The following is a 21,592-nucleotide window of genomic DNA, read 5'->3' as shown; positions in this document are numbered from 1 at the left end:
TCAAAAAAACTTTTTCAGTTTGTCTAAAATCTTTTTATGACGTTTCACTACTGCCATGTGTGAGACGCCTATTTCTTTTCCAATTGCTCTTGTAGTTAAATTTTTATAGTAAAGATCCTCAATCAACTTTTGTTCCTCACGATCTAGCTCCGCAATAGCTTCCTGCAAGATTAATAGAGTTGCTTTATCACAAAGAATATCCTCGATCATTTGGACATCATTAAAATCTGTACCTTGATCCATCAAACGATTGATTGAATCCTCTTTGCTTTGGATATATTCAACCTTTTCCGCCTCTGGATTAACAACTATACGTCCTACCTTAATATCCTTTTCCATGTAACGTTCACGTCGATCCATTCTGTAATACTCTTTGTAAATCTCTTCACTTACTTTCACTTTCTCTTTGCCGATATAGATGAACTTACTCATTCTCTTTTTCCTCCTTGACCGGCAAGGAGCCGTCAGGAAAAAAGAGACAAAAAATAACCGGACAATAGCTTTCCTGAATAATTCTCAGGATTAACCATTGTCCGGCCATTAGGTAGTTCACCACGACTCCGTTGCTCGGTACAGAATATTTAAAATCCAAGGAACACAAAAACCGGTTAATCACTTCTAAGAAACAAGAAGCGACTATCCGGCCTGGGTAATTCCTTTGATTCCTCGCTCGGTATAATCGTGGTATGAACTTTTATAGCAAATAAAAAAAGGCCGGATACTATCATCACAATCGATAGTATCCGGCCCTTAAGGTAGCTCGGTGACTTTATTATTCACCGGCTCCATATCGTCTCGGTATAGCTTTTCCACTTAATAACTTAAATTCATTTTTATCTAAATCTACTTCCCATACCCTTTTACATCTTTGGCATTTGGATTGAACTTGACCTTTCGCTCCTTCAACCTTATCTAAAAGTCTATTACTGCAGACAGGGCATTCAACTCGTCTAATATTAGATTTAATATTCATTTAATTTCCTCCCAACTGTGATGTTCAAAAATACATCTATTAATTTGCTACTACATATTTACATTTTATATAAGAACATATGTTCTGTATAGTGTTAAAAAGTGAAAAAACTTTGCCAATACTAAAATTGCTTTCGAACTATTTTTTACAGAAACAAAAAAAGAGCCGGATAACCATTAGATCATTTCTAACAGTTATCCGGCCCTTAAGGTAGCTACTCAGGCTCCTTCTTGTCTCGGTATAAAAGGTTTTCCACTTATAAACTTAATTTTATTTGTGCCTAAATCTACTTCCCATACCCTTCTACATTTAAAGCACTTTGGCTGCACTGGACCTTTTGCACCTATTCCTTTATCTATTAGTTTGTTGCTGCATGCTGGACAATTTACTCTTGTAAGAATCGATTTTTCTTTCATATTTTTCTCCTTTCGATTTCATCCGTATTTTAGATTGTTACTTCGAAATGGACCACCCTAATCGCCCCATTAGTTCCTCTCTATTGTCCTCAAACCTCATGGTTGCTTCGCTAATGGTTCTCTCATATTCCATCTTATTTCTTTTTATATCATTGCCAATATCATTCATGTATTCGATATCGAACATTGGTATTTCTAGTCTTTCTAATTGAGATGTATTTAATAGTTTTATGGTCGTTCCCGTTTGTAGACCCTCTATCATTTTAATCCCAACCTCACTTTGCAAGAACTCATATAATACATAAGGATCATATTTACTAGTGTCGACACGTATTCTTGTTAAATTTCCACTAATAAATGTTTGAGCACAATCATCTTCCACAATCGCAACTTTAACTGTTGATCCTTTAGAAGTAAGGATGATATCATTAGGTCTTATATCATATTTACCTAGCCAATCGTCTCTCTTATAAGTAAGCCTTGAAGCATCATCATAATAAATTCTCCCATCATCAATATCCTTAACATTTAGAAAATAATGTGTAGGATGTTCTGATAATCTTTCGAAATCCCCTTTAGACACCTGAACCCCTCTCACAATCTCAGCTACTTCTTTTAATGAAATAGAACGTTCAAATGTGTTTTTTAAAGCGTCGAAGTCTAAGTATTCTCTCGGATTTAATGTGTAGTTATATTCTTTTATTTTTTCCAAGTCCACAAAAATACTAAAATGGCCCTCTTCAATTCCAAGATGATAATATTCTAGTACCTTGTTAATTCCATCTAAGCTAATGGCATGTTGATTTTTATTTAGTCTATATCCGTATTCACTGGCGTTGATGAGCAAAATTTTTTTTTTGCGATTTTCATCCTTATTTTTATTAAATATAATCAACTCAGTTCCAATACTTGATTTTTCATAAAGATTGTCGGGCAAAGTGATAATACTTTCTATTAGATCATCTTCCAACACGCCTCTTCTTATATGACCTTCATTACTTCTAACCAAGGTCCCTTTTGTTCCAATAACAACACCTTTACCATTATCATTTAAATGGTGTATCACATTTTGGCAAAATGCCCAATCTGCACTGCTGCGGGACGGCACACCATATTTAAACCTTGAATCATTACTTTTAAAGTCGATATCATAGTTCATAACTTGCGGAAAGTCTGAAACAATAAAATCAAATTTCAAATCTCGGTTTTTATCATCATCGCTACTAAGTACATCTTTATTGTTAATTTCATAATTTTCAATTCCATTAACGATCATGAGCAATTTTGAAATTAAGTAATTAGATGTGTTTATTTCTTCCCCGTAATAATGCAAATCACTGTCTATTCTATGATATTCTGATTCCTTTTGTTCAAATATATATACTGCTACTCCAGACATACCTGAACAATAATCAGCAAAACTTTTTATTCTTTCGAAATCAGCTATTCCTAGGATAATTTCTTTTATACTCTCTGGTGTTTCTGTAAATCCACTCATTTTAGTTCCGATTGACGTTAGCTTGTTAATGAACTTACTGATTTCCTCTTCTTTAACATCTTCAATGATATGAAAGATATTTTTAAGCTTTTTATTTTCAGATTTATCTTTGTAAATAAATACCTTGTCCATCAAACCAGTTAAAATCCCATCAAATTCTTCAAATTGGTGTTCAAACGATTTCAGTTCATCCCGCAAAAACATAAATGAACTGTATTCATTTAGAAACCTGCTATATCTTAAATTTGATGAATTATATCTTTCATTCATATTTATCCATGAAATTGTGGCGACTCCTAGTATGATATAAAATGACTGCTCCTGACTAAAAGTTCCACGTAGTTCTTCAAAACAAGAATTAATTATAGATTCATATCTAGCATTCAAGTTATGCATAACACCCTCCTATTCAGGTATGTAAATACCTTAAAATAATAATAGCACTTGTTATATTTTTCCGTCAACACATTTTTCAGGTATTTATATACCTCATTAACCACCACTCATAAAACGTCGCACCATGACGGAACGTATGTTCTTTTCTTAACAAAAAAATAAACCCACCAGGCTCAAAGCCTAGTGGGAAATTTGAGTTTCTTCTATTAACACTTTATAATTCTTTTCAAATTGCCAAGCATCTCTGCACATGGCAATAATATCACGTTTGGCTGTCCAGCCTAGTTCTCTATTTGCTTTTGAAGCATCAGCATAGCATGAAGCAATATCTCCGGGTCTACGATCTACAATTTCATAAGGAACTTCAATACCATTAGCTTCTTCAAAAGCTTTCACCAACTCTAATACACTGGTACCTTGACCGGTTCCCAAATTATAAACATGGGCACCTCCTTTAAGATTATCTAACGCTGCAACATGGCCTTCTGCCAGGTCCAACACATGTATATAATCTCTTACTCCCGTACCATCTATTGTTGGATAGTCGTTCCCAAAAACTCGGAGTTTCTCTAATCTACCTTTAGCAACTTGAGTAACATATGGCATAAGATTGTTTGGAATACCATTCGGCGCTTCGCCTATTAAGCCGCTCTCATGGGCACCAACAGGATTAAAATACCTGAGGAGAGCAACTGAAAATTCAGGATTGGCTTTAGCTATTTCAGTTAGAATCCTCTCACTCATGGCTTTTGTTTCCCCGTAAGGATTTGTGGTTGGTAAAAGATCCATTGTCTCTACAAATGGTACTTTATTATCTCCATACACTGTTGCTGAAGAACTGAAGACAAACCTATTCACACCATATTTCCGACAAGCTTTTGTTAAAACCATTGTACTTACGAGGTTATTGTAATAATATTCTAGTGGTTTTTCTACGGATTCGCCAACCGCTTTAAGACCAGCAAAATGAATAACCCCGTCAATCTTATAATTTCTAAAAATGATATCAACAGCTTCTGTATCTGTTACATCAATCTCGTAAAAAGTTACTTCTTTATCAGCTATATCCCTGATCTTCATAACAGTCTCACTCTTACTATTAGAAAGATTATCAGCAATAATGACTGAATGCCCTGCTTCTAATAGAGCGACGCAGGTATGCGATCCTATATATCCAGCACCACCGGTTACTAGTATGTTCATAAGAAGTTGTACATCCTTTCAATTAATTGTTTACTACAATTAATAATAAAGAGTGACGCCTGTTACCTAACACTTATAAAAGTAGATCCAAGCGTATTGTACCTATAAATATCCAAATTATTATTAATAATAATGAAAAGAAAAGAATAAGCTTATTTCCTTGTAATGAATTCCTTTCAAAACTTGTTGTCTGTATAATTAAACTTAACATCCAGCATATTATCACTGAATAGGTATGCGGTATATAGTTATTAACTATAAGTGCTAAAGTAAGAAAAGATAAATTTGTTATAAATGATACCTTCATTAGATATTTATAGTTACCTTTTGCCTGTAAAAATTCAAAACTTAAATTTCCTTGAGCTACTAAAAGAACAGAGATTAAGGTAAACAAAAAGAGAAATATATCTTCATTATTTTCTAACGTATCATTTAATAGAAATTTATTTAAAAATGGAAACAAAACTATAAAAGCAATATATACACAGGTATAGAAAACCCAACTTATATAGGTATAATTTTTGTATTTATTTAATCCCACTGATTGCCCTGCAAAGTATGGAAAAATAACTAGTCCTAAACCATTCGAAAAAAACCATATTTTTGACAATACATCATAAGTACTTCTATAAATCCCCAATCCCTCAACTCCATAGAATTTAGAGATAATAAACGAAATCATACCATTTAGGTTTATTTGCAATACTTGAGTTCCTGAAAGATATATAGATTCTCTATAATAACCAAAAACCTTAAAAAGATTTGTTTTATTAATACTCTTAATATTAAAAACTTGAATTTTTTCTCTCATTACTTTTTTTGATAACTTAATATCAAATAGTCTTCTAATCGCTAGCAAGATAATAACAATATAAACATTTTGTGTTATTATTGCACCCAAGATTATTAAAATATATCGAATTAGGCCCGATATAGAATTGAACAAGCTTATTCGTTCAAAGTTTTTGTTGGCTGTTGAATAAGATGAATATATTTTTGTGGGTAAATAAAATATATATTCTAAGGATACACTTACACCTATAAGCACCGCTGTTTTCCAGCCAATTCCAAACAAGAGAATGGTAATCAGTATAGTAATTGGGATAAATAGCAAAATTATTGAAACCGTAAAGTAATAAAAACAACTGATTATTTCATTTACTTCAGTTTTCTTCTGGGATATTAATTTAGTAAAATGCTTAATAATACCCAATTCAAAAAGAGTAAAATATGATAATAACGTTAGATATATACCATAGTAACCATAACCTTCTACACCAATATTCTTTAATAAAATTGGAACAGTAATAATACCTAATATTCCAAGAAAAAAATTACTGCTATATACAGAAAATAATTTTTTTACCATATTTACCTCAACATTAAAGATTTTTCTGAGAGTACAATGACACTAAATTGATTGAACCCTTCGATTATCGGAAGATAGAAATATAATTGCATACAATATAACAAGAAATCTTGCTCCCATTAGATTTGGTATAAAACATGAACCTACAAATGCTAGAATAAGTATCCAAATCTCTTCATTATTTTGTTTCTTTTTTGCTATACTTAACCCTAAAGTAAGAAATAATGTAAAAACAAATGTATACACTATCCCGGTCATGGTCAAAACTGTAAGAATATATGTGTGACCAACAACAGGAGAGCTTGTAAGTTCTATAAATGCCGTGCTATCAAATCCAGTCCCAAAAATAGGGTATCTCATAAACAACATAATTGAATTAGTAATTAAATCAAAACGCCCATTATCATAGGTTACAATTGTTGATAAAGAATCCATTGGTCGAATAATGCTATACAAATTAAACACTAGATATGCAGCACCGGAAAGGAAAATTATTTTCAAAATCTTATGCTTACTACTTCTACTAATCATAATATATAAGACTGCAACAAAACCAAATGCTACTATCCCTGTTCTGGTAGATGATAAAGCAGTTCCTATGAGAATAGTTATCATAATTAAATAAGGAAATCTAAATATCCTTTTACCATATACAAGGCATACCATTGCTCCAGCTACTAGAAATATTGAGGCACTACTCATATCTTCAAACATGTAGGCATAAGCATATCTGACGTTATTACTACCAAACATTTCATTTTTTAATATATTTATACCAAATCGAGATAAGACAAATTGAATACTTATTGCAATAGCACTATAAAGTGCCATATAGGTAAATGATTTTAATACTAGAAATTTATTATTTTGTGTTAGGCTACCTTCGTGCAATATTGTGGCAAAGAGAATGGTATAAAAGAAAGCATACATAATGTATTCTGTTAATCCATTGGCAAAGTTAAAAGATTTAATGAGCGGGATAATACCCAATCCCATTAAAAGTATAATAAGTTGTATTGACAATGCGTTATCTTTGCTAAGTCGAACCTTTGTTACTTTCCTAGATAGCATTAAAAAAATTAAGAATGAAAACCCAACAAGATAAAACCAAGATATGCTAAATGAAGAAAAGCTAGTACCAAAGATACTTCTCCAAGCAAAAGGAAGAGTAAAACATAGCAACTCCAAAAACGCTCCTACTTTTGAATTTTCCTTTGTTGCGTAATAATAAATCGCAATTAAAAGCGCAGCTGTAAAAGGAAAAACAACCAACGAAGGAATACTATATTCATAACAGACAGCAAAGAAGATATTTAGTAATATTGCTAATATATATTTCATTTTTTCCTCCAGTTGAATTATCTATAATGTAAAATACAATATAACATGGCAGCTGGATATGCTAATAAGGCTAAGCCTTTATCTGGTGCATTCTTTATCGGATGCTTTTCTTTACTTAAAATACAACCAATCATATATTTTATAGAATTTTTATACCTGTTCATAATTGTTTTTGAAAGGAGTGTGGATTGTTTGTTCAGAACCATGTATCCTTTTGGATTATTTTTTATCAGTCTCCTAACGTTTGTTGTATATCCATCCTCAAGATATTTACATATATAAATTATCCTATCTAATAGAAATAACGAATAGTTCTGATCAATTTGCAGATATACATACCCTTCGCCTATAAAATTTTCACCCTCAACCACATAAAAAGGAAATTGTTTTAAAATTTCTGTCTTATAAAGGAGTGCTGTATCACCACGAAACCCATGTCTATTATATAAATCGTTCAAAGTAGAACTCTTAATATTTGTTGGCATATTAGTGCCTATTGGAGTACTTCTATTTTCCCCCGCCAATCCTACTATTCCACTAATATTCTCTTTGTTTTGGATATTGTCCCAGGTAGTAATTAGTAACTCAACTGCATCTTCTGTTAAATAATCATCTGAATCCACACAAATAAATAGTTCTGTGTCGCAAAGCTCTACACCTTTATTGTGCGCTCTCTGTTTTCCACCGTTTTCTTGTTTGTAATACCTAATTTCTATAATATTTTCTACTAACCACATATCTATAAGTTCTTTAGTATTATCAGTTGATCCATCATCTACTATTAGCCAAAGGAAAGATTGGTTAGTCTGTTTTTTTAGACTTTCATATAATTGACTTAAAATATACGCACGATTAAATGTAGGTGTAAATACAGTTATCCTCTTATCTCTTACCATAGTTATTCCTCCATCTTTTTCAAATAAAACGATTCTAGCCAATTAACCGTATCACAGATATCATACCCATTTGATTTAATTTCCTCGTAAGTATTTTTCCTTTCATAACCTTTAGCATACTTTAGAATAGCATTTGCCCAGGTATCTATAGGGCTACTCAAAGAGATTGCATCAACTAAATTCGTAACATAAGCTTCATTAGGAATTACATCTGCAACAATACAGCGTAATCCAGAGGCCTGCGCTTCCACGGTAACTATCCCTAAGCCCTCAAATAAAGATGGAAAGACAAAAATATCAATGGCTTGCAATAAATCTTGAATATCCGGCCTTACACCAGTGAATATTACACTTTCCTGTAAACCTAAAGAGTTAACTTTTCTTTCAATTGAATCACGCAGATTTCCATCTCCAATCATCATAAGCATAGCTTTATCATTTTTTTCGTGAATCTTTTTAAAAATATCAATTAGAAAAGTATGGTTTTTTTGTGTGTTAAATCGCCCTATATGACCAATAACAAATTTCTTGCCCATATCAAATTCTAAACGTTTCTTTTCCCTCATACGCCCAGAGAAAATAAAATCTTCCACTTTAATAGCATTATTCATTACTTTAAAATTACTTGAATAAACTACCTTTTTACCAAAACGATCTAACCCCGCATCCTGTGAACATCCAAAGAAATAATGAGCAATGTTTCTTGTTGGATATGCAAAGAGAGAATATAATTTACCTTTTAAAGTAATCTCATTATTCGTATTATGACTATGCGCTATCGTATATAGTCCATACTTTTTAGCAATATATAGGTATATTGCTGCTGTACTACCAAGATGCCCATGAATAAGTTTATATTCCCTATGGTCATCAAAGAATCTTTTCCATGCATTTTGATATTTAATAATATTTATTCCATTAAAACGTGGGATGTTATATATCCGTCCGCCTAAAGCAATTATTTCATCATCATATGAACACTTTTGATCTGTGTGTACTATAAAGTCAAACTGAACTTTTGTTCTATCTATATTACGGTACAGATTCATTATCATTGTTTCTGCCCCGCCTCGGTCCATTTTCCAAACTACATGAAGTACTCTCGTTGGTTGACTCATCATCTTACCCCTTTTTTATCAGTAAGTCTTCCTTTATTTTTGTCGTAGATATTTCAGGAGTCCTTTCCAAATAAACTACTTCACAAAAGTCTTGAAGAAAATTAAATTCATCTTTCCAATCATTACCCATAACAAAGGTATCAATTTTATATTCTTGAACGTCAGTTATTTTTTGTTCCCAATTTCTTTCGGGTATAACCAAATCTACATATCTAATAGATTCTAAAAGTTTTTTTCTCTCCTCATAACTAAAATAAGTGTTCTTGCTCTTTTGTTCACTGTTAAATTCATCAGTTGATAATGCAACAACTAGATAATCACCTAAAGCCTTTGCTCTTGATAACAAATTAATATGACCGTAATGGAGTAAATCAAAAGTCCCGTATGTTATAACCCTTTTCATTGCAAACCCTCAATTCTTTTCTATATTTTTAAAAATAATATCTAAAGAAGCCCCTGTCGCATTTCCGTAACTCTGAACATAGGTACTTCGAAAACTTCTTACAAGATTCATAGCTTTTTCATATGGTAATTTCCTAATTAAATCTAATAATTCATCCTCAGTAATAGCTCCTCCTAGCAATTCCTCTCGAATATCAAAATACAATCCACGTTTATCCACATATTTTTCATAGTCATATGCATAACAAATCATTGGCCTATCTAATATTGAATAGTCAAAATATATACTGGAATAATCCGAAATCAACATGTCAGAAGCGGTCATTAAATCATTTAGGACTGGGTATTCCGATACGTTGAATATAAATCCACTGTCAAATTCAACATTTAATACTTTTGCTACTTCGTAATGTGCTCTAAGTAAAACCACATAATCATCACCAATTTTCTTTTTCCATTTATCAAAATCAATTGGTGGTACTAAGACACAATTAAACTTGTCGTCTCTCTCATATTCCCTAAAAGTAGGTGCATATAGGATAACTTTTTTATCCAGGGGTAATCCTATTTTTTTCTTCATTTTATTCTTCATTGCCTCAGTGGAATCTGCTAAACTATCATTCCTAGGCAATCCACACAGTAAAAACCTATCCCTTTCTATATTAAATACTCTTGAAAAAATATCAGCTTCATACTTACTTTGAGATGTCATTATATCAACATTCCATTTATCCTTGCTGCTAAAAGATTTATTACCGTTAGATATATCGTTTCCCATTTTTTTAATTGGTGTTCCATGCCATGTATTAAAATAAAGAGTATTTTTCCCCTTAAAATTCAAACCGCGTTCGACTCTCGAATTTGTTATCCAACATCTTGCTTTTAAAGCAGTTATATAATACTTAAAAGAATCAGTTTTGATTACTCTGCCTCTCGGTATTATAAAATCATTTGGATTGTGGAAAGCCCAAACTAGTTCATAATCAGAAAAGCGTTCATCCCTGATCATCGCCTCGTATATAACCCTTGGACTATCATCAAATTTCTTTCCACCAAAACTTATGAAAAGAATTAGGTTATCTTTTGGTTTAACAATATACTTAATGATGCTCAAAGCAAGTGTGCCAATCCAATAATATATTGTATATAACGGCTTGAATAACTTTACTATTGTCATTAAATATTTCTTCAACACTACACCTCTAAATATATATTCTTCATATTTGATATAACATTTTCTATTTTAAACTTCTCTATTGCAAGTTTGTTAAATTCTCCAAAGGAATCTCTATATACTTTATTCATATATATTTCTTGAAGAGCATTGGCGAATCCATCAACATCGGTAGGCTTTTTTAAATATCCACCTTGCTCATCCTTAATTAAATCTGAATTTCCTCTTATATCAGAACATACAACAGGCAATCCCGATACCATAGCCTCCATTAATGATACTGACAATCCCTCTCTAAATGATGGGAAAGCAAATACATCGGCAACTTTACAAATCTCAGCTATATCTTTTCGGAATCCTAGTAAGACTACTTGCTTTTCTATTTCTAACTCTTTTATCATTTTTATCAAATAATCTTCTAACACACCTTGTCCACATATTACATAATAAATATGTGGATTGTTTAACTTTGCGATAGCTTTAATTACTGTTTCATGATTTTTATTCTTATTTAGTTCCCCAACCGACAGTACAACATACGAATCTTTCGATAAACCAATCTCATTACGCTTCGCAATTTTATCAACTTTTTTTTGATTAAATTTCTTAATATCTATTCCAATACCTGGAATATATTTGATTCTTTTAGCTTTAAAAGATTTCTTTGCTCTTTCATAATCTTCTGTGTTGATTGTTATGAGTACATCAGTATATCTCGCTAAATACCACTCAACCGGATAGAAAAGAAACCAATTCTTATAAGGAGCTCCTTTATAAAAATGAAATCCATGAGCAGTATATACAACACTTGATCCATTTTTACGAGCATTACGAGCTGCTAACCTTACTAGCATAGCAGCTACAGGTGTATGACAATGAATAATATCAAAGCTATTTATTTCAATAAGTTTTTTAACTTCTTTATACACTTTCAAATTATCCTTGCTAAATGGGTTTCTATTCATATTTATATCATAAAAAACTATATTTTTTGTTTGTAGTTCAGATTTAAATTCCTTAACTCTTTCTTCAGATGTGTTGTTACCAAATTTAAAATTTGCAGCTACATAAACTTTATGTGTCTCCTGTAAAATCGATATGTCATTCATACAAAATTGATCCAAAGTTGATGCCACCGTAGTTACTACTAAAGCCTTTTTGACCTTAACCTCATTCTTTTTACTCATATTGGAGAACCCCTATTAAACTTATTTTTGCTTATTTCTTCAATTTGAATTCCTGAATATACTCTCGAACTTCAATTTTTATTCCTTCTTCAAAAGACATAGGAGTATAGGCAAAGTCACTAGTTGCATTGTCATGTGAATAACTTCTGTCTTCGCCCATTCTTTGTACCTTTTCAATCAGATTAATTCTACTCAATGTTAATGTTTTAAGTACTCTCGCCATCAACACCCCTAAACTTAGTGGAATGCTGACATAGACTGATTTTTTGTTAAGTTCTCTACTTATTAACTTAAAAGTATCAATCATTTTAATTGGCCTTTCACCTGATAAATCATATGATTTTCCATTAGTTTCTTCCGGAGACATTAAAACAGTAAAAAATGCCTTTCCTAAATCTCTGGCATTTACTGGTTGAATCAAACTATTCCCACCACTGATAACAGGCATGATTCTTAGTTTATCTACCATCTTAATAAACTTACTCATGTTACTATCACAGAGGTCTCCATATATCATGGAGGGCCTTAAAATTGTAATACTCGTAAGACACTTCGTATCACTTTTTAATTCTTCAATCTTTTGTTCTATTTTCTTATACCCTTCTGAGGCATACTTGAATTCCGAGTAAATTCCTGTGGTGTGAACTAATATTGTCCTATTCACTTTATTTTTTATAGCAGATTGAACTATCATTGGTGAGTGGTGTATATTGTAAATGTGCATTACGGTGTCAACGCCATCCATCATCCTGTCAATAAAATCTGAATCATTTAAATCCCCTACAACTTTTTCTATATTTAAGCCGCTATTATCCAAGAGAGAAGTATTAGATGTTTCCCTAACAATACAGCGAATAGATCCTTCATATTTATTATTAATAAGTTCTTGTAAAAAATATCTTCCCGTATGACCAGTGATCCCTGTGACTAAAAGCATTTTAACACCTCTATTACTATTTACTTTCATGAAGATCCAGTCTCCTCAGTACTCGCCACTTCCTTCTTTGCTCCAGTACCACCTTCGACGACCCCGTCACTCTTAACAACACTAATAATAGTTCCAAAAAAACACTTAATATCCATCCAAAGGCTAATCTTCTCAACATACTCCCCATCCAACTTAGCCTTAACTTCAATAGGAAGCTCATCACGCCCGTTAATCTGTGCCCAACCAGTTAAACCAGGTGGTACATCATTAGCACCATACTTATCCCGTTCAGTAATCAGATCATACTGATTCCATAGTGCTGGTCTTGGCCCAATAATACTCATCTGTCCCACAAATATATTCCAAATCTGCGGAAGCTCATCAAGTGAAGTTTTTCTCAGGAATTTACCCATCTTTGTGATATATTGTTCTGGATTACCTAATAAGTGAGTTGGGGTGTCATTCGGCGTATCTATTCTCATGGTACGGAATTTCAAAATGTTAAAATGTGTCTTGTTGATGCCTACACGCTTTTGCTTAAACAAAACAGCGCCTCTTGAATCCATCTTAATAGCTATTATTAGAATTAAAAAAATGGGTGATAAGACAATAAGTCCTATTAAAGAAAGTACAATATCTATCAATCTTTTAACCTTCATATACATCCTTCTACACTCCTTAAAATTTGTTCTTTAGTTGATTAGGACTTACTTGGAATCCTTTATATTCCAACTAACTACTAAACCACTAAAATTGTTATCTACTACTGATACACACCTCGTAGATAATATTCAATATGAGATATAGATAAAAATATCAACATATAGTATGTTTTTGTGTTAAAAATCATATTTTACTCTACATATTGTGTTTTGTTATCAATTTCTAATTCTCACCTCGTAGATAATATTCAATATGAGAAATAGATAAAAATATCAACATATAGTATATTTAGTCGCATTTTATTATATTTTAATACTACATATTGTGTTTTCTTATCAAATTCCAATACTCACCTCGTAATATCTATTCAATCTACCTAACAAATACGAAATAGATATTCTTGGTTTTATCACTCAAAACCGAGTTTCTTCCTATTATATATACCATTCAATCAATCTATAATTCTCACTAAAAATGCCTCAAACCCTTATCCCGTAAGGTTTCTAGCCTTCAATCTAACCACGATAGTCAGTTCCCTTTCCCCACTCAAAAAAAAGCAAGGCCTCTCAGAAATAAGGAACCCCACCATCATCCCCAGAATCCTCTTCCTCATCAACTTCCTCACCATGAACACTACACTCAACATGCCCATCTGTATAAGTAATCATTCCACCAACCGGACACAACTCAGAACCAAACTCCATTAAGAATGGATGAAACACAACATCACTATGCTCAACATCCTCCAAAGCCAAATGACCCATATACTGCTTCTCCAACTCCAACCGATTAGCAGCACAAACATCCATCTCCGCTTTCTCCTTAGTACCCACCAAAGAAATCACAGCAATTGAAAAAACGATCCCCAGTATCACAATCACAGCTAATAACTCCACAAGAGTAAAACCTCTCTGCTCTCTAATAAGCCTAAAGTTCTCCATTACTCTTCACTCCCAACATTGATCTAATCACCAATGCTGTCTTAACAAAGAAGTAACTCTACCTATTGCCACGAAGGGGCAAAAAACTCCTACCCCTCAAACCTCTCCAAATACTCCAACACCTGAGGCTTCAAATCATCTCTCTCAAGCGCAAACTCCAAAGTAGCCCTTATAAACCCAAACTTATCCCCAACATCATGCCGCACACCATCAAACTCATACCCAACCACCATCTGCAACTCATTCAACTTCTTAATCCCATCCGTCAACTGAATCTCCCCACCAGCACCAGGCGCCTGATTCTCCAAAATATCAAAAATCTCCGGACGAAGCACATATCTTCCCATAATCGCATAATTCGAAGGAGCCTCCTCCACCTTAGGCTTCTCTACAAGGTCATTAATATGATAAACCCCATCCTCAATCCCATTCTGATTAATCGAAATCACACCATACTTCGAAACTTCCTGCTGGGGAACCTCCTGCACCCCAATCACCGAAGAATTATACCGCTCATAAACATCAATCAACTGCTTCAAACAAGGCTTCTCCGGCGAATGAACAATATCATCACCCAATAACACCGCAAACGGCTCATCCCCAATAAACCGGCTCGCACACGAAATCGCATGCCCAAGTCCAAGAGGCTCTTTCTGTCTTATGTAATGGATATTCGCCAGCTTCGAAATCCCCTGCACTTCTTCCAGCTGCTCAAACTTACCTTTTTTCGCAAGCGTTTCTTCTAGCTCATACGACTTATCAAAATGATCCTCAATCGCTCTCTTCCCACGACCCGTCACAATGATAATATCTTCAATCCCGGACGCTACAGCTTCTTCAATAATATATTGTATCGTCGGCTTGTCCACGATCGGTAGCATCTCCTTCGGCTGAGCTTTAGTAGCCGGCAGGAATCGTGTCCCAAGTCCCGCTGCCGGAATAATCGCTTTTCTCACTTTTTGCATCTCTTCCACCCCTTAGTTTGCATTCTGTACCAATACTCTCTCTTTCTTATTTGCTAGCTCCAACACATAATCAGCCAGATACTGTGGCTCAAACTCCCCATGATTCTCAATCAAATTCAAAACCCGCTCATATTCAAATTCCACCGTTTTCCCAATAAAGATTTTAGGGAAGATCGCTTCATTATGAACTTCATTCTCTCCAAGCAGTTCCTCATACATCTTCTCCCCAGGACGAATCCCCGCAAACTTTATCCCGATTTCTTCTATTGTATAACCCGATAAGGTAATCAAATTCTTCGCAAGATCCACAATCTTCACCGGCTCACCCATATCAAGGACGAAGATCTCTCCACCTCGTGCCAAGGCACCCGCCTGCATAACAAGTCGTGACGCTTCTGGAATCGTCATGAAGTATCGCGTCATATCAGGATGAGTGACCGTCACCGGGCCGCCTGCCTGGATCTGCTGTTTGAATAATGGAATGACACTACCACGGCTGCCGAGTACGTTACCAAAACGGACGGCCACAAAATTCGTCTGGCTTTGCTTGTCCAGGTTCTGAATGACCATTTCAGCAATTCGCTTCGTCGATCCCATGACGTTCGTCGGGTTCACGGCTTTATCCGTCGACACAAGGACAAAGGTTCTGACGCCATATGTATCAGCGGCTTCCGCTACGTTCTTGGTTCCGATGACGTTGTTCTTCACCGCTTCTTTCGGATTGTATTCCATCAGTGGCACATGCTTATGCGCCGCGGCGTGATAGACAACGTCCGGATTATGCGTCTCCATCACTTCGAAGATCCGGGAACGGTCCTGTACGTCTGCAATGATCGGAACAATCTCAAATTCTGTTTTGTATTTATTTCGAAGATACATATCAATTCCGTATATGGAGTTTTCTCCGTGCCCCAATAATAGAAGCTTCTTCGGCTTGAACTTACTCACCTGACGGCAGATTTCGGATCCGATTGATCCCCCTGCCCCTGTTACGAGGATCGTTTTTCCCGTCACTTTTTCCGATATCGATTTCGTATCCAGTTCCACCGGGTCTCGACCGAGCAGATCTTCTACCTGTACGTCACGGAATTGATTGACGGATACCTTTCCGGATACAATGTCCTCAAGCATGGGCATGATCTGCGTCTTGGCATTCGTCTTACTGCACTCCTGATAGACTCTCTGGACTTCTGTTTTACCCATGGATGGGATGGCGATGATGATCGTCTCCACGTTCAGCTTCTCCACAAGCTTCGGTATATCTTTTGTTCTTCCTACTACGGTGACGCCATAGATTTGAAGCCTCTGTTTCTTCGGATCGTCATCGACAAATCCTACAGGCAGGAGGTCTGCATCATGGTTTTTCATAAACTGGCGGACCAGCATGGAACCTGCCGCCCCGGCACCAATGATGAGGGCACGTTTCTTTTCCTGCTTTGTATTTATGTAGTAATCCCGATACATTCTCCAGGAGAAGCGTGAGCCTCCGATGAGGATGATATGCATCATCCACGTAACACCCAGTACCCTGACATAGATATCACCATTGACAAGCAGCTGAATCGCACCTGTTGCGACAATGGATAGGGTGACCGCCCGTATGATCGCAAGCATCTCACCTACACTCGCATACTCCCATGCTTTCTGGTACAATCGGTAAATGAACGCAAACAGATGATGCGTCACCAGAAGGATAGCTGAACTGAACATGAGTGACGGCAGGGTGTACCAGCTGAATGTTGGATGAAGAATATAATAACCAATATAAATAGCCGTTAACACAATAATCGAATCCAGTAACATCAGCATGGAAACACGTTTCGTATAACTCAAATGGACCTCTCCTTTTATCTCTATTCGACAAAATAAATACCTAAGGGAAAAATATAGGTGTATACCCTTTCCTTAGGGATCTATCAGACAAAGCTTTTCTCCCTGTAAAACAATAAAATTCTTAATAACGCACAATTCAACTATAAAAGAAAGGGCTTTCACCCGTTGAGGGGGAGTCCCTTTCTCTATTAAGTCACTAACGGGCATCTAACCCTTCCTCACATCCCACCACTGACGACTAGCGTCTAAGGCGAAGATTCCACTTCCCCCACGGCGTGACCGAGTGCCTCCATTGGTAATGGTAAGGAGACATTCCCAAAATTCTACTGTTGGCCTTGTGCAACATGGTGATTCATTTTTACCAACGACAATAGTACCTCGGGACTCTTGAATTCTATTTTTAGTGTTAAAAGATTCCCAGGAATTTCTTCTTTTTCACCTTCTCCGGGATCTCTTTGTAGATATTCTTGCCTTCGATTACAAGCTCTGCATTTTCTGTAAAGTAATAGATCGTGTCTATTCCGTACTTTTTCTCTAATGAATCCATGGCTTCTTCCATCTTAAAAGAGCGGTTATGTATATTGTGCGCGTCTGAGGCGATGAAGTGTGTCAGGTTGGCTTCGATCAGCTGGTGTGAAAATCTCTGGATATTCTTGCCGAAATACCCTGTCAGGCTGGATGCCGTGAGTTGAGTGGCAGCGCCGTTCTTGACGAAGTTGTATAGGCGGTCGGGACGTTGGATCAGTTCGGCGTTTCGTTCCGGATGCACGATGACGGGGACCAGGCCTTCATTCTGCATCTCGTAGAATAGTCGATCGGCATAGCGTGGCACCGAACCCGACGGGAACTCCACGAATAGATATGAGGAAACCCGGTTTAATGGGAGCAGCTTCCCGTTATCATAGTCTTCAAGCAATTCTCCATAAATCCGGCACTCCTGACCCGGGAGAACGTTGAGGTCGATCTTTTCTTGTTTCAAATGGTGGTTCAACTCGTCCACCTTGTGGAGAATGTCCACCCGCTCATTTTCATATTGCCCATTCATATGATGGGGAGTGGCGATGATCCGATCAATCCCTTCCGATACGGCAAGCTTGGCCATATCCACACTATCCTGCATGGTGCGTGCCCCGTCGTCCACACCAGGTACGATATGACTATGTATATCAATCATCGATATACCCCCCACATCCATTAGTACTTTCGACTTAAATCAACATCTATTATTTTACTATAATAGGTATTTTTGTAAACGGGTGAAATTTGTCGAATGTCATTTTTTAATTGTTATTTTTTTCCATAATAGTAATAATAGCTCGTATCCTTCAGTTCCCGGTTGTTCAGGATGACTCCGAGAAGCTTCCCTTTGGCGGATTGCAGGAGCTCCTTCCCTTTCTGGGCGCTTTCGATTTCAGTGGTGCCCGAGCTTACGACAAGGATCGTCCCGTGGCACTGATTCGCTAATACTTGGGCATCGGTTACGGCCAGGACCGGGGGCGTATCGAAGATGACCATGTCATAGTCTGCATACACATCCATAAGGAACTCTTCCATTGATCGGGAGCTGAGAAGTTCAGCAGGATTCGGTGGTACCGGACCGCATGTTAATAGATCTAAATGATCCACATCCGTTTGATGGACGACTTCCCTTAATTCCTTCTGCCGCGTCAGGACCGTGGTGAGCCCGAATGTATTCGTTACATTAAACGTATAGTGAGCGGTCGGTTTCCGCATATCCCCGTCTACCAGCAGGACCGTCTTTCCCTGCTGGGCGAATACGACAGCCAAATTGGCAGCCGTCGTCGATTTCCCTTCCCCGGGACCCGACGACGTAACCATAATCGAACGCATATCCCGGTCGACGGAGGAGAAATTGATATTGGTCCGGATTGTTTTATACTGCTCTGAAATCGGTGACTTCGGAGACACTTGTGTGACCAGCTTACGCTTTGTGTTCATCATGAGCTTCTTTAGCTTCTTATCCTTACCCAACCTTCTCACCTCTTCCACGTGATTTGCGCTTCGTTCCCGCTGTATCTTCTTTAACTTCCCCGATGACGGCGATGGACCCCAATACAGGTAATCCAAGCAGCTTTTCCACTTCCTGCTCCGTTTTGATCGTGTTATCCAGGAACTCCAACAGGAACGCAAGACCGACACCGAGCATCAATCCGATTACCGTGGCAATGGCAACGTTCAGTAATGGCTTTGGTTTGATTGGTGTTTGTTTCTCCCCAACCTCGGCTTTGGCGAGGATCGTTACATTATCCACATTCATAATTTTCGTGATTTCGCTCTGAAAGACATCCGCGGTTTTATTAGCGATGTTGGCTGCCGTTTGAGGATCGGTATCCGTTACGGATAAATTAATGACTTGGGACTCCGCTTCACTGCCAACCGTGATCTTGGAATTCAGCTGAGAAGCATTCAGGCCGTTGTCTAAGTCACTGGATACCTTTTCAAGTATGGCCGGACTTTTGATGATGACGTTGTACGTATTGATTAATTGTAGATTGGTTTGAATCTCACCTGGATTATAAGCAGGCTGATCTGATTTAGCCTGATTGACTAATAATTGCGTCGTCGACTGATAAACCGGCGTCAAAAGAAAAAAGCTGACCGCTCCGCTCACCAGAATGGCTGTCAGTGTGATTAAGATAATTAAGCTCATGCGCTTCCGTAACGTTTCCATCAACTCGCGCAAACTGATTGTTTCTTCCATAACTTCCTCCTAAAAATAGAAAAAATATGTAAAATACAGAAATTCTAGTTGTATTTTCAGAATTTTGTTGTCATAATTTTAATAAAAATGTAATATTTCCATACTTATCTATTAAACTACAAATATTGCTAAAAGAAAAGAGAAATTGAATAATTGGAAATGATTTCTTGTTCATTTTTCGTTCTTGAAGGAGGGCCAAAGTATGAAAGCCTTTTCACTTATTTTGTTGGCGATTGGTTGTGCCGTCGTCCTGTATTACGGGAATGCCTACTGGCAGGAGAGAACCACTTCCTCCCCCCCGCCTCACCCTGAAAAAGTAGCAGAGACCGGTGCCGATCCGGTAGAGGAAGAAACTCCGGATTACAAGTCTCTCCTGGCCAACTGGCCCGAGGAAGCCAAAGACTCGTTTATGAATGACCTGCAAACGGGGACTCCTTACAAATTGGCCATCGTCGGATCCCCGGCACTTGGAGAAGGGGAAAACGGCTGGAGCAGACAGGTAAAGGAAGAGCTCGAGAATACGTTTGGCGAAAGTCTAGAAGTCACCATCTATGAATATGATAGTACGTCCATCAAGTTCGTGAACGGAGAGCCGGCCGACGAAGTGCTGGAAGCCGATCCGGATCTCGTTCTCCTGGAGCCATTCTCATTGAGCGACAATTCGAAGCTGGTGGGTTCGAAAGACAATCTTGAAAGCATCCGGATCCTTAATAGAAGATTAAAGGAGCAGAAGGAAGAAGCTGTCCTCATCCTACAGCCTCCACACCCGATTACCGGGGCAACCTATTATCCGGAACAGATCGAAGAACTCAAGGCTTTCGCCAAAGAGCAAGACATTCCCTACCTCGATCACTGGACGGCATGGCCGGAAGAGGATGAAACGCTTGAGAAGTATGTGACGGAATCACAGGAGACGCCCGATGAAAAGGGCCATGAAGTGTGGGCAAGTTATCTTCTCGACTATTTCATTGCAGACGAATGATGAAACGGTTTAATAGAGTGATGATAGGTTATGGCCTTATCGTCGGAAGCCTTTCCGGCTGTTCAGGGAACACCGTGGATGATGAGATCGCGGCAAAAAGGGACCTATTATCCAAAGATGATGCGGAAACATTGGTCTATCACGAACTGAGTGAGGCAGACAAGAAGACCTGTACCGTCGGCTTCTACAAAGAAGCCGGGAACACCTATTACACCCGGGTCTACGATGAGCATTAAGGTGACGCAGACGTGAGGGCCCGGTATACCGTGGACATCCATACGAAGATAATAAAGCCCATAGAGTAAGGAAGGTCCGTAATCGGCAGCCTTCCTTTTTTCATATTTGAAAGAATCGAGGTGTTGATCATGTCTTATACCCTCATCATCACCATCGCCCTTATTCTCGCCGTCATCTTCTCTTTCGCTGCCTGGTTCAATACCCAGGTCACCATCAGGGAAATAAGTGACCTTAAAGAGCGACTACATATGAAGGAAGAGAAAAAAACTTCCTTCCTCGACCATGATTTGGATTAGTAAAAAAAGAGGGGCATCGTATCAAAATCTACTATTCTTTTTTCTCTTAATC

24 protein-coding genes are annotated in these 21,592 nt (G+C 36.8%); 3 read left to right on the top strand and 21 right to left on the bottom strand.

What is annotated here, in order from left to right:
• From JI667_RS16780 to JI667_RS16685, 20 genes are all read right to left on the bottom strand, one after another.
• Entirely contained in the window at positions 1-432 is a 432-nt protein-coding gene (locus JI667_RS16780) for a sigma factor-like helix-turn-helix DNA-binding protein (protein WP_244668364.1), read from the bottom strand.
• A gap of 340 nt (positions 433-772) precedes the next feature.
• Positions 773-973: a hypothetical protein gene (locus JI667_RS16775; RefSeq protein ID WP_206857257.1), complete on the bottom strand. Its 201-nt coding sequence runs from the start codon at positions 971-973 to the stop codon at positions 773-775.
• A gap of 218 nt (positions 974-1,191) precedes the next feature.
• Positions 1,192-1,389: a hypothetical protein gene (locus JI667_RS16770; protein ID WP_078429787.1), complete on the bottom strand. Its 198-nt coding sequence runs from the start codon at positions 1,387-1,389 to the stop codon at positions 1,192-1,194.
• A 37-nt stretch (positions 1,390-1,426) separates the two neighbouring features.
• A complete protein-coding gene (locus tag JI667_RS16765) occupies positions 1,427-3,283 on the bottom strand; it encodes an N-6 DNA methylase (protein ID WP_206857256.1) in 1,857 nt (618 codons plus the stop codon).
• Positions 3,284-3,463: 180 nt separating this feature from the next.
• On the bottom strand, positions 3,464-4,486 hold the full coding sequence (galE, locus tag JI667_RS16760) for a UDP-glucose 4-epimerase GalE (protein WP_206857254.1): 1,023 nt from the start codon (positions 4,484-4,486) through the stop codon (positions 3,464-3,466).
• 73 nt (positions 4,487-4,559) lie between these two features.
• Positions 4,560-5,855, bottom strand: coding sequence for a lipopolysaccharide biosynthesis protein (locus JI667_RS16755; protein WP_206857253.1), 1,296 nt, complete (start codon positions 5,853-5,855; stop codon positions 4,560-4,562).
• Between the two features lie 42 nt (positions 5,856-5,897).
• Positions 5,898-7,196, bottom strand: coding sequence for an O-antigen ligase family protein (locus JI667_RS16750; protein ID WP_206857250.1), 1,299 nt, complete (start codon positions 7,194-7,196; stop codon positions 5,898-5,900).
• Positions 7,197-7,213: 17 nt separating this feature from the next.
• Complete coding sequence (locus JI667_RS16745) at positions 7,214-8,092, bottom strand: glycosyltransferase family 2 protein (RefSeq protein WP_206857249.1); 879 nt, start codon at positions 8,090-8,092, stop codon at positions 7,214-7,216.
• A 2-nt stretch (positions 8,093-8,094) separates the two neighbouring features.
• Positions 8,095-9,210 carry a glycosyltransferase family 1 protein gene (locus JI667_RS16740; protein WP_206857246.1) on the bottom strand — a complete coding sequence of 372 codons (1,116 nt, stop codon included), beginning with the start codon at positions 9,208-9,210 and terminating at the stop codon, positions 8,095-8,097.
• Positions 9,211-9,214: 4 nt separating this feature from the next.
• Entirely contained in the window at positions 9,215-9,613 is a 399-nt protein-coding gene (gene tagD, locus JI667_RS16735; protein ID WP_206857244.1) for a glycerol-3-phosphate cytidylyltransferase, read from the bottom strand.
• Positions 9,614-9,622: 9 nt separating this feature from the next.
• Positions 9,623-10,804: a CDP-glycerol glycerophosphotransferase family protein gene (locus JI667_RS16730; protein WP_206857243.1), complete on the bottom strand. Its 1,182-nt coding sequence runs from the start codon at positions 10,802-10,804 to the stop codon at positions 9,623-9,625.
• 2 nt (positions 10,805-10,806) lie between these two features.
• The gene (locus tag JI667_RS16725; protein ID WP_244668363.1) at positions 10,807-11,973 is read right to left on the bottom strand and encodes a glycosyltransferase family 4 protein; all 1,167 of its coding nucleotides are present in this window, start codon (positions 11,971-11,973) and stop codon (positions 10,807-10,809) included.
• A gap of 31 nt (positions 11,974-12,004) precedes the next feature.
• Positions 12,005-12,940, bottom strand: coding sequence for an SDR family oxidoreductase (locus JI667_RS16720; RefSeq protein ID WP_206857242.1), 936 nt, complete (start codon positions 12,938-12,940; stop codon positions 12,005-12,007).
• Positions 12,937-13,566 carry a sugar transferase gene (locus JI667_RS16715; protein ID WP_206857241.1) on the bottom strand — a complete coding sequence of 210 codons (630 nt, stop codon included), beginning with the start codon at positions 13,564-13,566 and terminating at the stop codon, positions 12,937-12,939. Before JI667_RS16715 ends, JI667_RS16720 begins: the two co-directional genes overlap by 4 nt.
• Before the next feature lie 564 nt (positions 13,567-14,130).
• The gene (locus JI667_RS16710) at positions 14,131-14,505 is read right to left on the bottom strand and encodes a type II secretion system protein (RefSeq protein WP_206857240.1); all 375 of its coding nucleotides are present in this window, start codon (positions 14,503-14,505) and stop codon (positions 14,131-14,133) included.
• An 89-nt stretch (positions 14,506-14,594) separates the two neighbouring features.
• Positions 14,595-15,470 carry a UTP--glucose-1-phosphate uridylyltransferase GalU gene (gene galU / locus JI667_RS16705; protein ID WP_206857239.1) on the bottom strand — a complete coding sequence of 292 codons (876 nt, stop codon included), beginning with the start codon at positions 15,468-15,470 and terminating at the stop codon, positions 14,595-14,597.
• A gap of 12 nt (positions 15,471-15,482) precedes the next feature.
• Positions 15,483-17,303: a polysaccharide biosynthesis protein gene (locus JI667_RS16700; RefSeq protein ID WP_206857238.1), complete on the bottom strand. Its 1,821-nt coding sequence runs from the start codon at positions 17,301-17,303 to the stop codon at positions 15,483-15,485.
• Between the two features lie 406 nt (positions 17,304-17,709).
• Positions 17,710-18,477 carry a tyrosine-protein phosphatase gene (locus JI667_RS16695; RefSeq protein WP_206857237.1) on the bottom strand — a complete coding sequence of 256 codons (768 nt, stop codon included), beginning with the start codon at positions 18,475-18,477 and terminating at the stop codon, positions 17,710-17,712.
• 113 nt (positions 18,478-18,590) lie between these two features.
• Positions 18,591-19,262, bottom strand: coding sequence for a CpsD/CapB family tyrosine-protein kinase (locus tag JI667_RS16690; protein ID WP_280515507.1), 672 nt, complete (start codon positions 19,260-19,262; stop codon positions 18,591-18,593).
• Between the two features lie 25 nt (positions 19,263-19,287).
• Complete coding sequence (locus tag JI667_RS16685) at positions 19,288-20,025, bottom strand: YveK family protein (RefSeq protein WP_206857235.1); 738 nt, start codon at positions 20,023-20,025, stop codon at positions 19,288-19,290.
• A 202-nt stretch (positions 20,026-20,227) separates the two neighbouring features.
• Here JI667_RS16685 and JI667_RS16680 point away from each other — a divergent pair, with 202 nt between their 5' ends.
• Both JI667_RS16680 and JI667_RS16675 read left to right on the top strand, forming a co-directional pair.
• Positions 20,228-21,007: an SGNH/GDSL hydrolase family protein gene (locus JI667_RS16680; protein WP_206857233.1), complete on the top strand. Its 780-nt coding sequence runs from the start codon at positions 20,228-20,230 to the stop codon at positions 21,005-21,007.
• On the top strand, positions 21,004-21,243 hold the full coding sequence (locus JI667_RS16675; protein ID WP_206857231.1) for a hypothetical protein: 240 nt from the start codon (positions 21,004-21,006) through the stop codon (positions 21,241-21,243). The genes JI667_RS16680 and JI667_RS16675 overlap by 4 nt, the downstream gene beginning before the upstream one ends.
• Here the strand turns inward: JI667_RS16675 and JI667_RS22980 are convergent.
• Entirely contained in the window at positions 21,240-21,374 is a 135-nt protein-coding gene (locus tag JI667_RS22980; RefSeq protein WP_280515504.1) for a hypothetical protein, read from the bottom strand. The genes JI667_RS16675 and JI667_RS22980 overlap by 4 nt on opposite strands.
• Between JI667_RS22980 and JI667_RS16670 the strand changes: the two genes are divergently transcribed.
• Complete coding sequence (locus tag JI667_RS16670; protein WP_206857229.1) at positions 21,373-21,540, top strand: hypothetical protein; 168 nt, start codon at positions 21,373-21,375, stop codon at positions 21,538-21,540. The two genes, JI667_RS22980 and JI667_RS16670, sit on opposite strands and share 2 nt — an antisense overlap.
• Positions 21,541-21,592 lie beyond the last annotated feature (52 nt).

This window comes from Bacillus sp. NTK074B, assembly GCF_017303375.1.
In the GTDB taxonomy this organism is placed as follows: domain Bacteria; phylum Bacillota; class Bacilli; order Bacillales; family Bacillaceae_B; genus Rossellomorea.
The sequence above is the reverse complement of the archived record's forward strand: the minus strand, read 5'-3'. Positions and strand labels throughout refer to the sequence as shown.

Excerpts from the sequence above, each read along its gene's own strand:
- JI667_RS16780 (WP_244668364.1), bottom strand. The coding sequence starts at position 432 with ATGAGTAAGTTCATCTATATCGGCAAAGAGAAAGTGAAAGTAAGTGAA.
- JI667_RS16775 (WP_206857257.1), bottom strand. The coding sequence starts at position 973 with ATGAATATTAAATCTAATATTAGACGAGTTGAATGCCCTGTCTGCAGT.
- JI667_RS16770 (WP_078429787.1), bottom strand. The coding sequence starts at position 1,389 with ATGAAAGAAAAATCGATTCTTACAAGAGTAAATTGTCCAGCATGCAGC.
- JI667_RS16765 (WP_206857256.1), bottom strand. The coding sequence starts at position 3,283 with ATGCATAACTTGAATGCTAGATATGAATCTATAATTAATTCTTGTTTT.
- galE (WP_206857254.1), bottom strand. The coding sequence starts at position 4,486 with ATGAACATACTAGTAACCGGTGGTGCTGGATATATAGGATCGCATACC.
- JI667_RS16755 (WP_206857253.1), bottom strand. The coding sequence starts at position 5,855 with ATGGTAAAAAAATTATTTTCTGTATATAGCAGTAATTTTTTTCTTGGA.
- JI667_RS16750 (WP_206857250.1), bottom strand. The coding sequence starts at position 7,196 with ATGAAATATATATTAGCAATATTACTAAATATCTTCTTTGCTGTCTGT.
- JI667_RS16745 (WP_206857249.1), bottom strand. The coding sequence starts at position 8,092 with ATGGTAAGAGATAAGAGGATAACTGTATTTACACCTACATTTAATCGT.
- JI667_RS16740 (WP_206857246.1), bottom strand. The coding sequence starts at position 9,210 with ATGAGTCAACCAACGAGAGTACTTCATGTAGTTTGGAAAATGGACCGA.
- tagD (WP_206857244.1), bottom strand. The coding sequence starts at position 9,613 with ATGAAAAGGGTTATAACATACGGGACTTTTGATTTACTCCATTACGGT.
- JI667_RS16725 (WP_244668363.1), bottom strand. The coding sequence starts at position 11,973 with ATGAGTAAAAAGAATGAGGTTAAGGTCAAAAAGGCTTTAGTAGTAACT.
- JI667_RS16720 (WP_206857242.1), bottom strand. The coding sequence starts at position 12,940 with ATGAAAGTAAATAGTAATAGAGGTGTTAAAATGCTTTTAGTCACAGGG.
- JI667_RS16715 (WP_206857241.1), bottom strand. The coding sequence starts at position 13,566 with ATGTATATGAAGGTTAAAAGATTGATAGATATTGTACTTTCTTTAATA.
- JI667_RS16710 (WP_206857240.1), bottom strand. The coding sequence starts at position 14,505 with ATGGAGAACTTTAGGCTTATTAGAGAGCAGAGAGGTTTTACTCTTGTG.
- galU (WP_206857239.1), bottom strand. The coding sequence starts at position 15,470 with ATGCAAAAAGTGAGAAAAGCGATTATTCCGGCAGCGGGACTTGGGACA.
- JI667_RS16695 (WP_206857237.1), bottom strand. The coding sequence starts at position 18,477 with ATGATTGATATACATAGTCATATCGTACCTGGTGTGGACGACGGGGCA.
- JI667_RS16690 (WP_280515507.1), bottom strand. The coding sequence starts at position 19,262 with ATGAACACAAAGCGTAAGCTGGTCACACAAGTGTCTCCGAAGTCACCG.
- JI667_RS16685 (WP_206857235.1), bottom strand. The coding sequence starts at position 20,025 with ATGGAAGAAACAATCAGTTTGCGCGAGTTGATGGAAACGTTACGGAAG.
- JI667_RS16680 (WP_206857233.1), top strand. The coding sequence starts at position 20,228 with ATGAAAGCCTTTTCACTTATTTTGTTGGCGATTGGTTGTGCCGTCGTC.
- JI667_RS16675 (WP_206857231.1), top strand. The coding sequence starts at position 21,004 with ATGATGAAACGGTTTAATAGAGTGATGATAGGTTATGGCCTTATCGTC.
- JI667_RS16670 (WP_206857229.1), top strand. The coding sequence starts at position 21,373 with ATGTCTTATACCCTCATCATCACCATCGCCCTTATTCTCGCCGTCATC.
- JI667_RS22980 (WP_280515504.1), bottom strand. The coding sequence starts at position 21,374 with ATGATCAACACCTCGATTCTTTCAAATATGAAAAAAGGAAGGCTGCCG.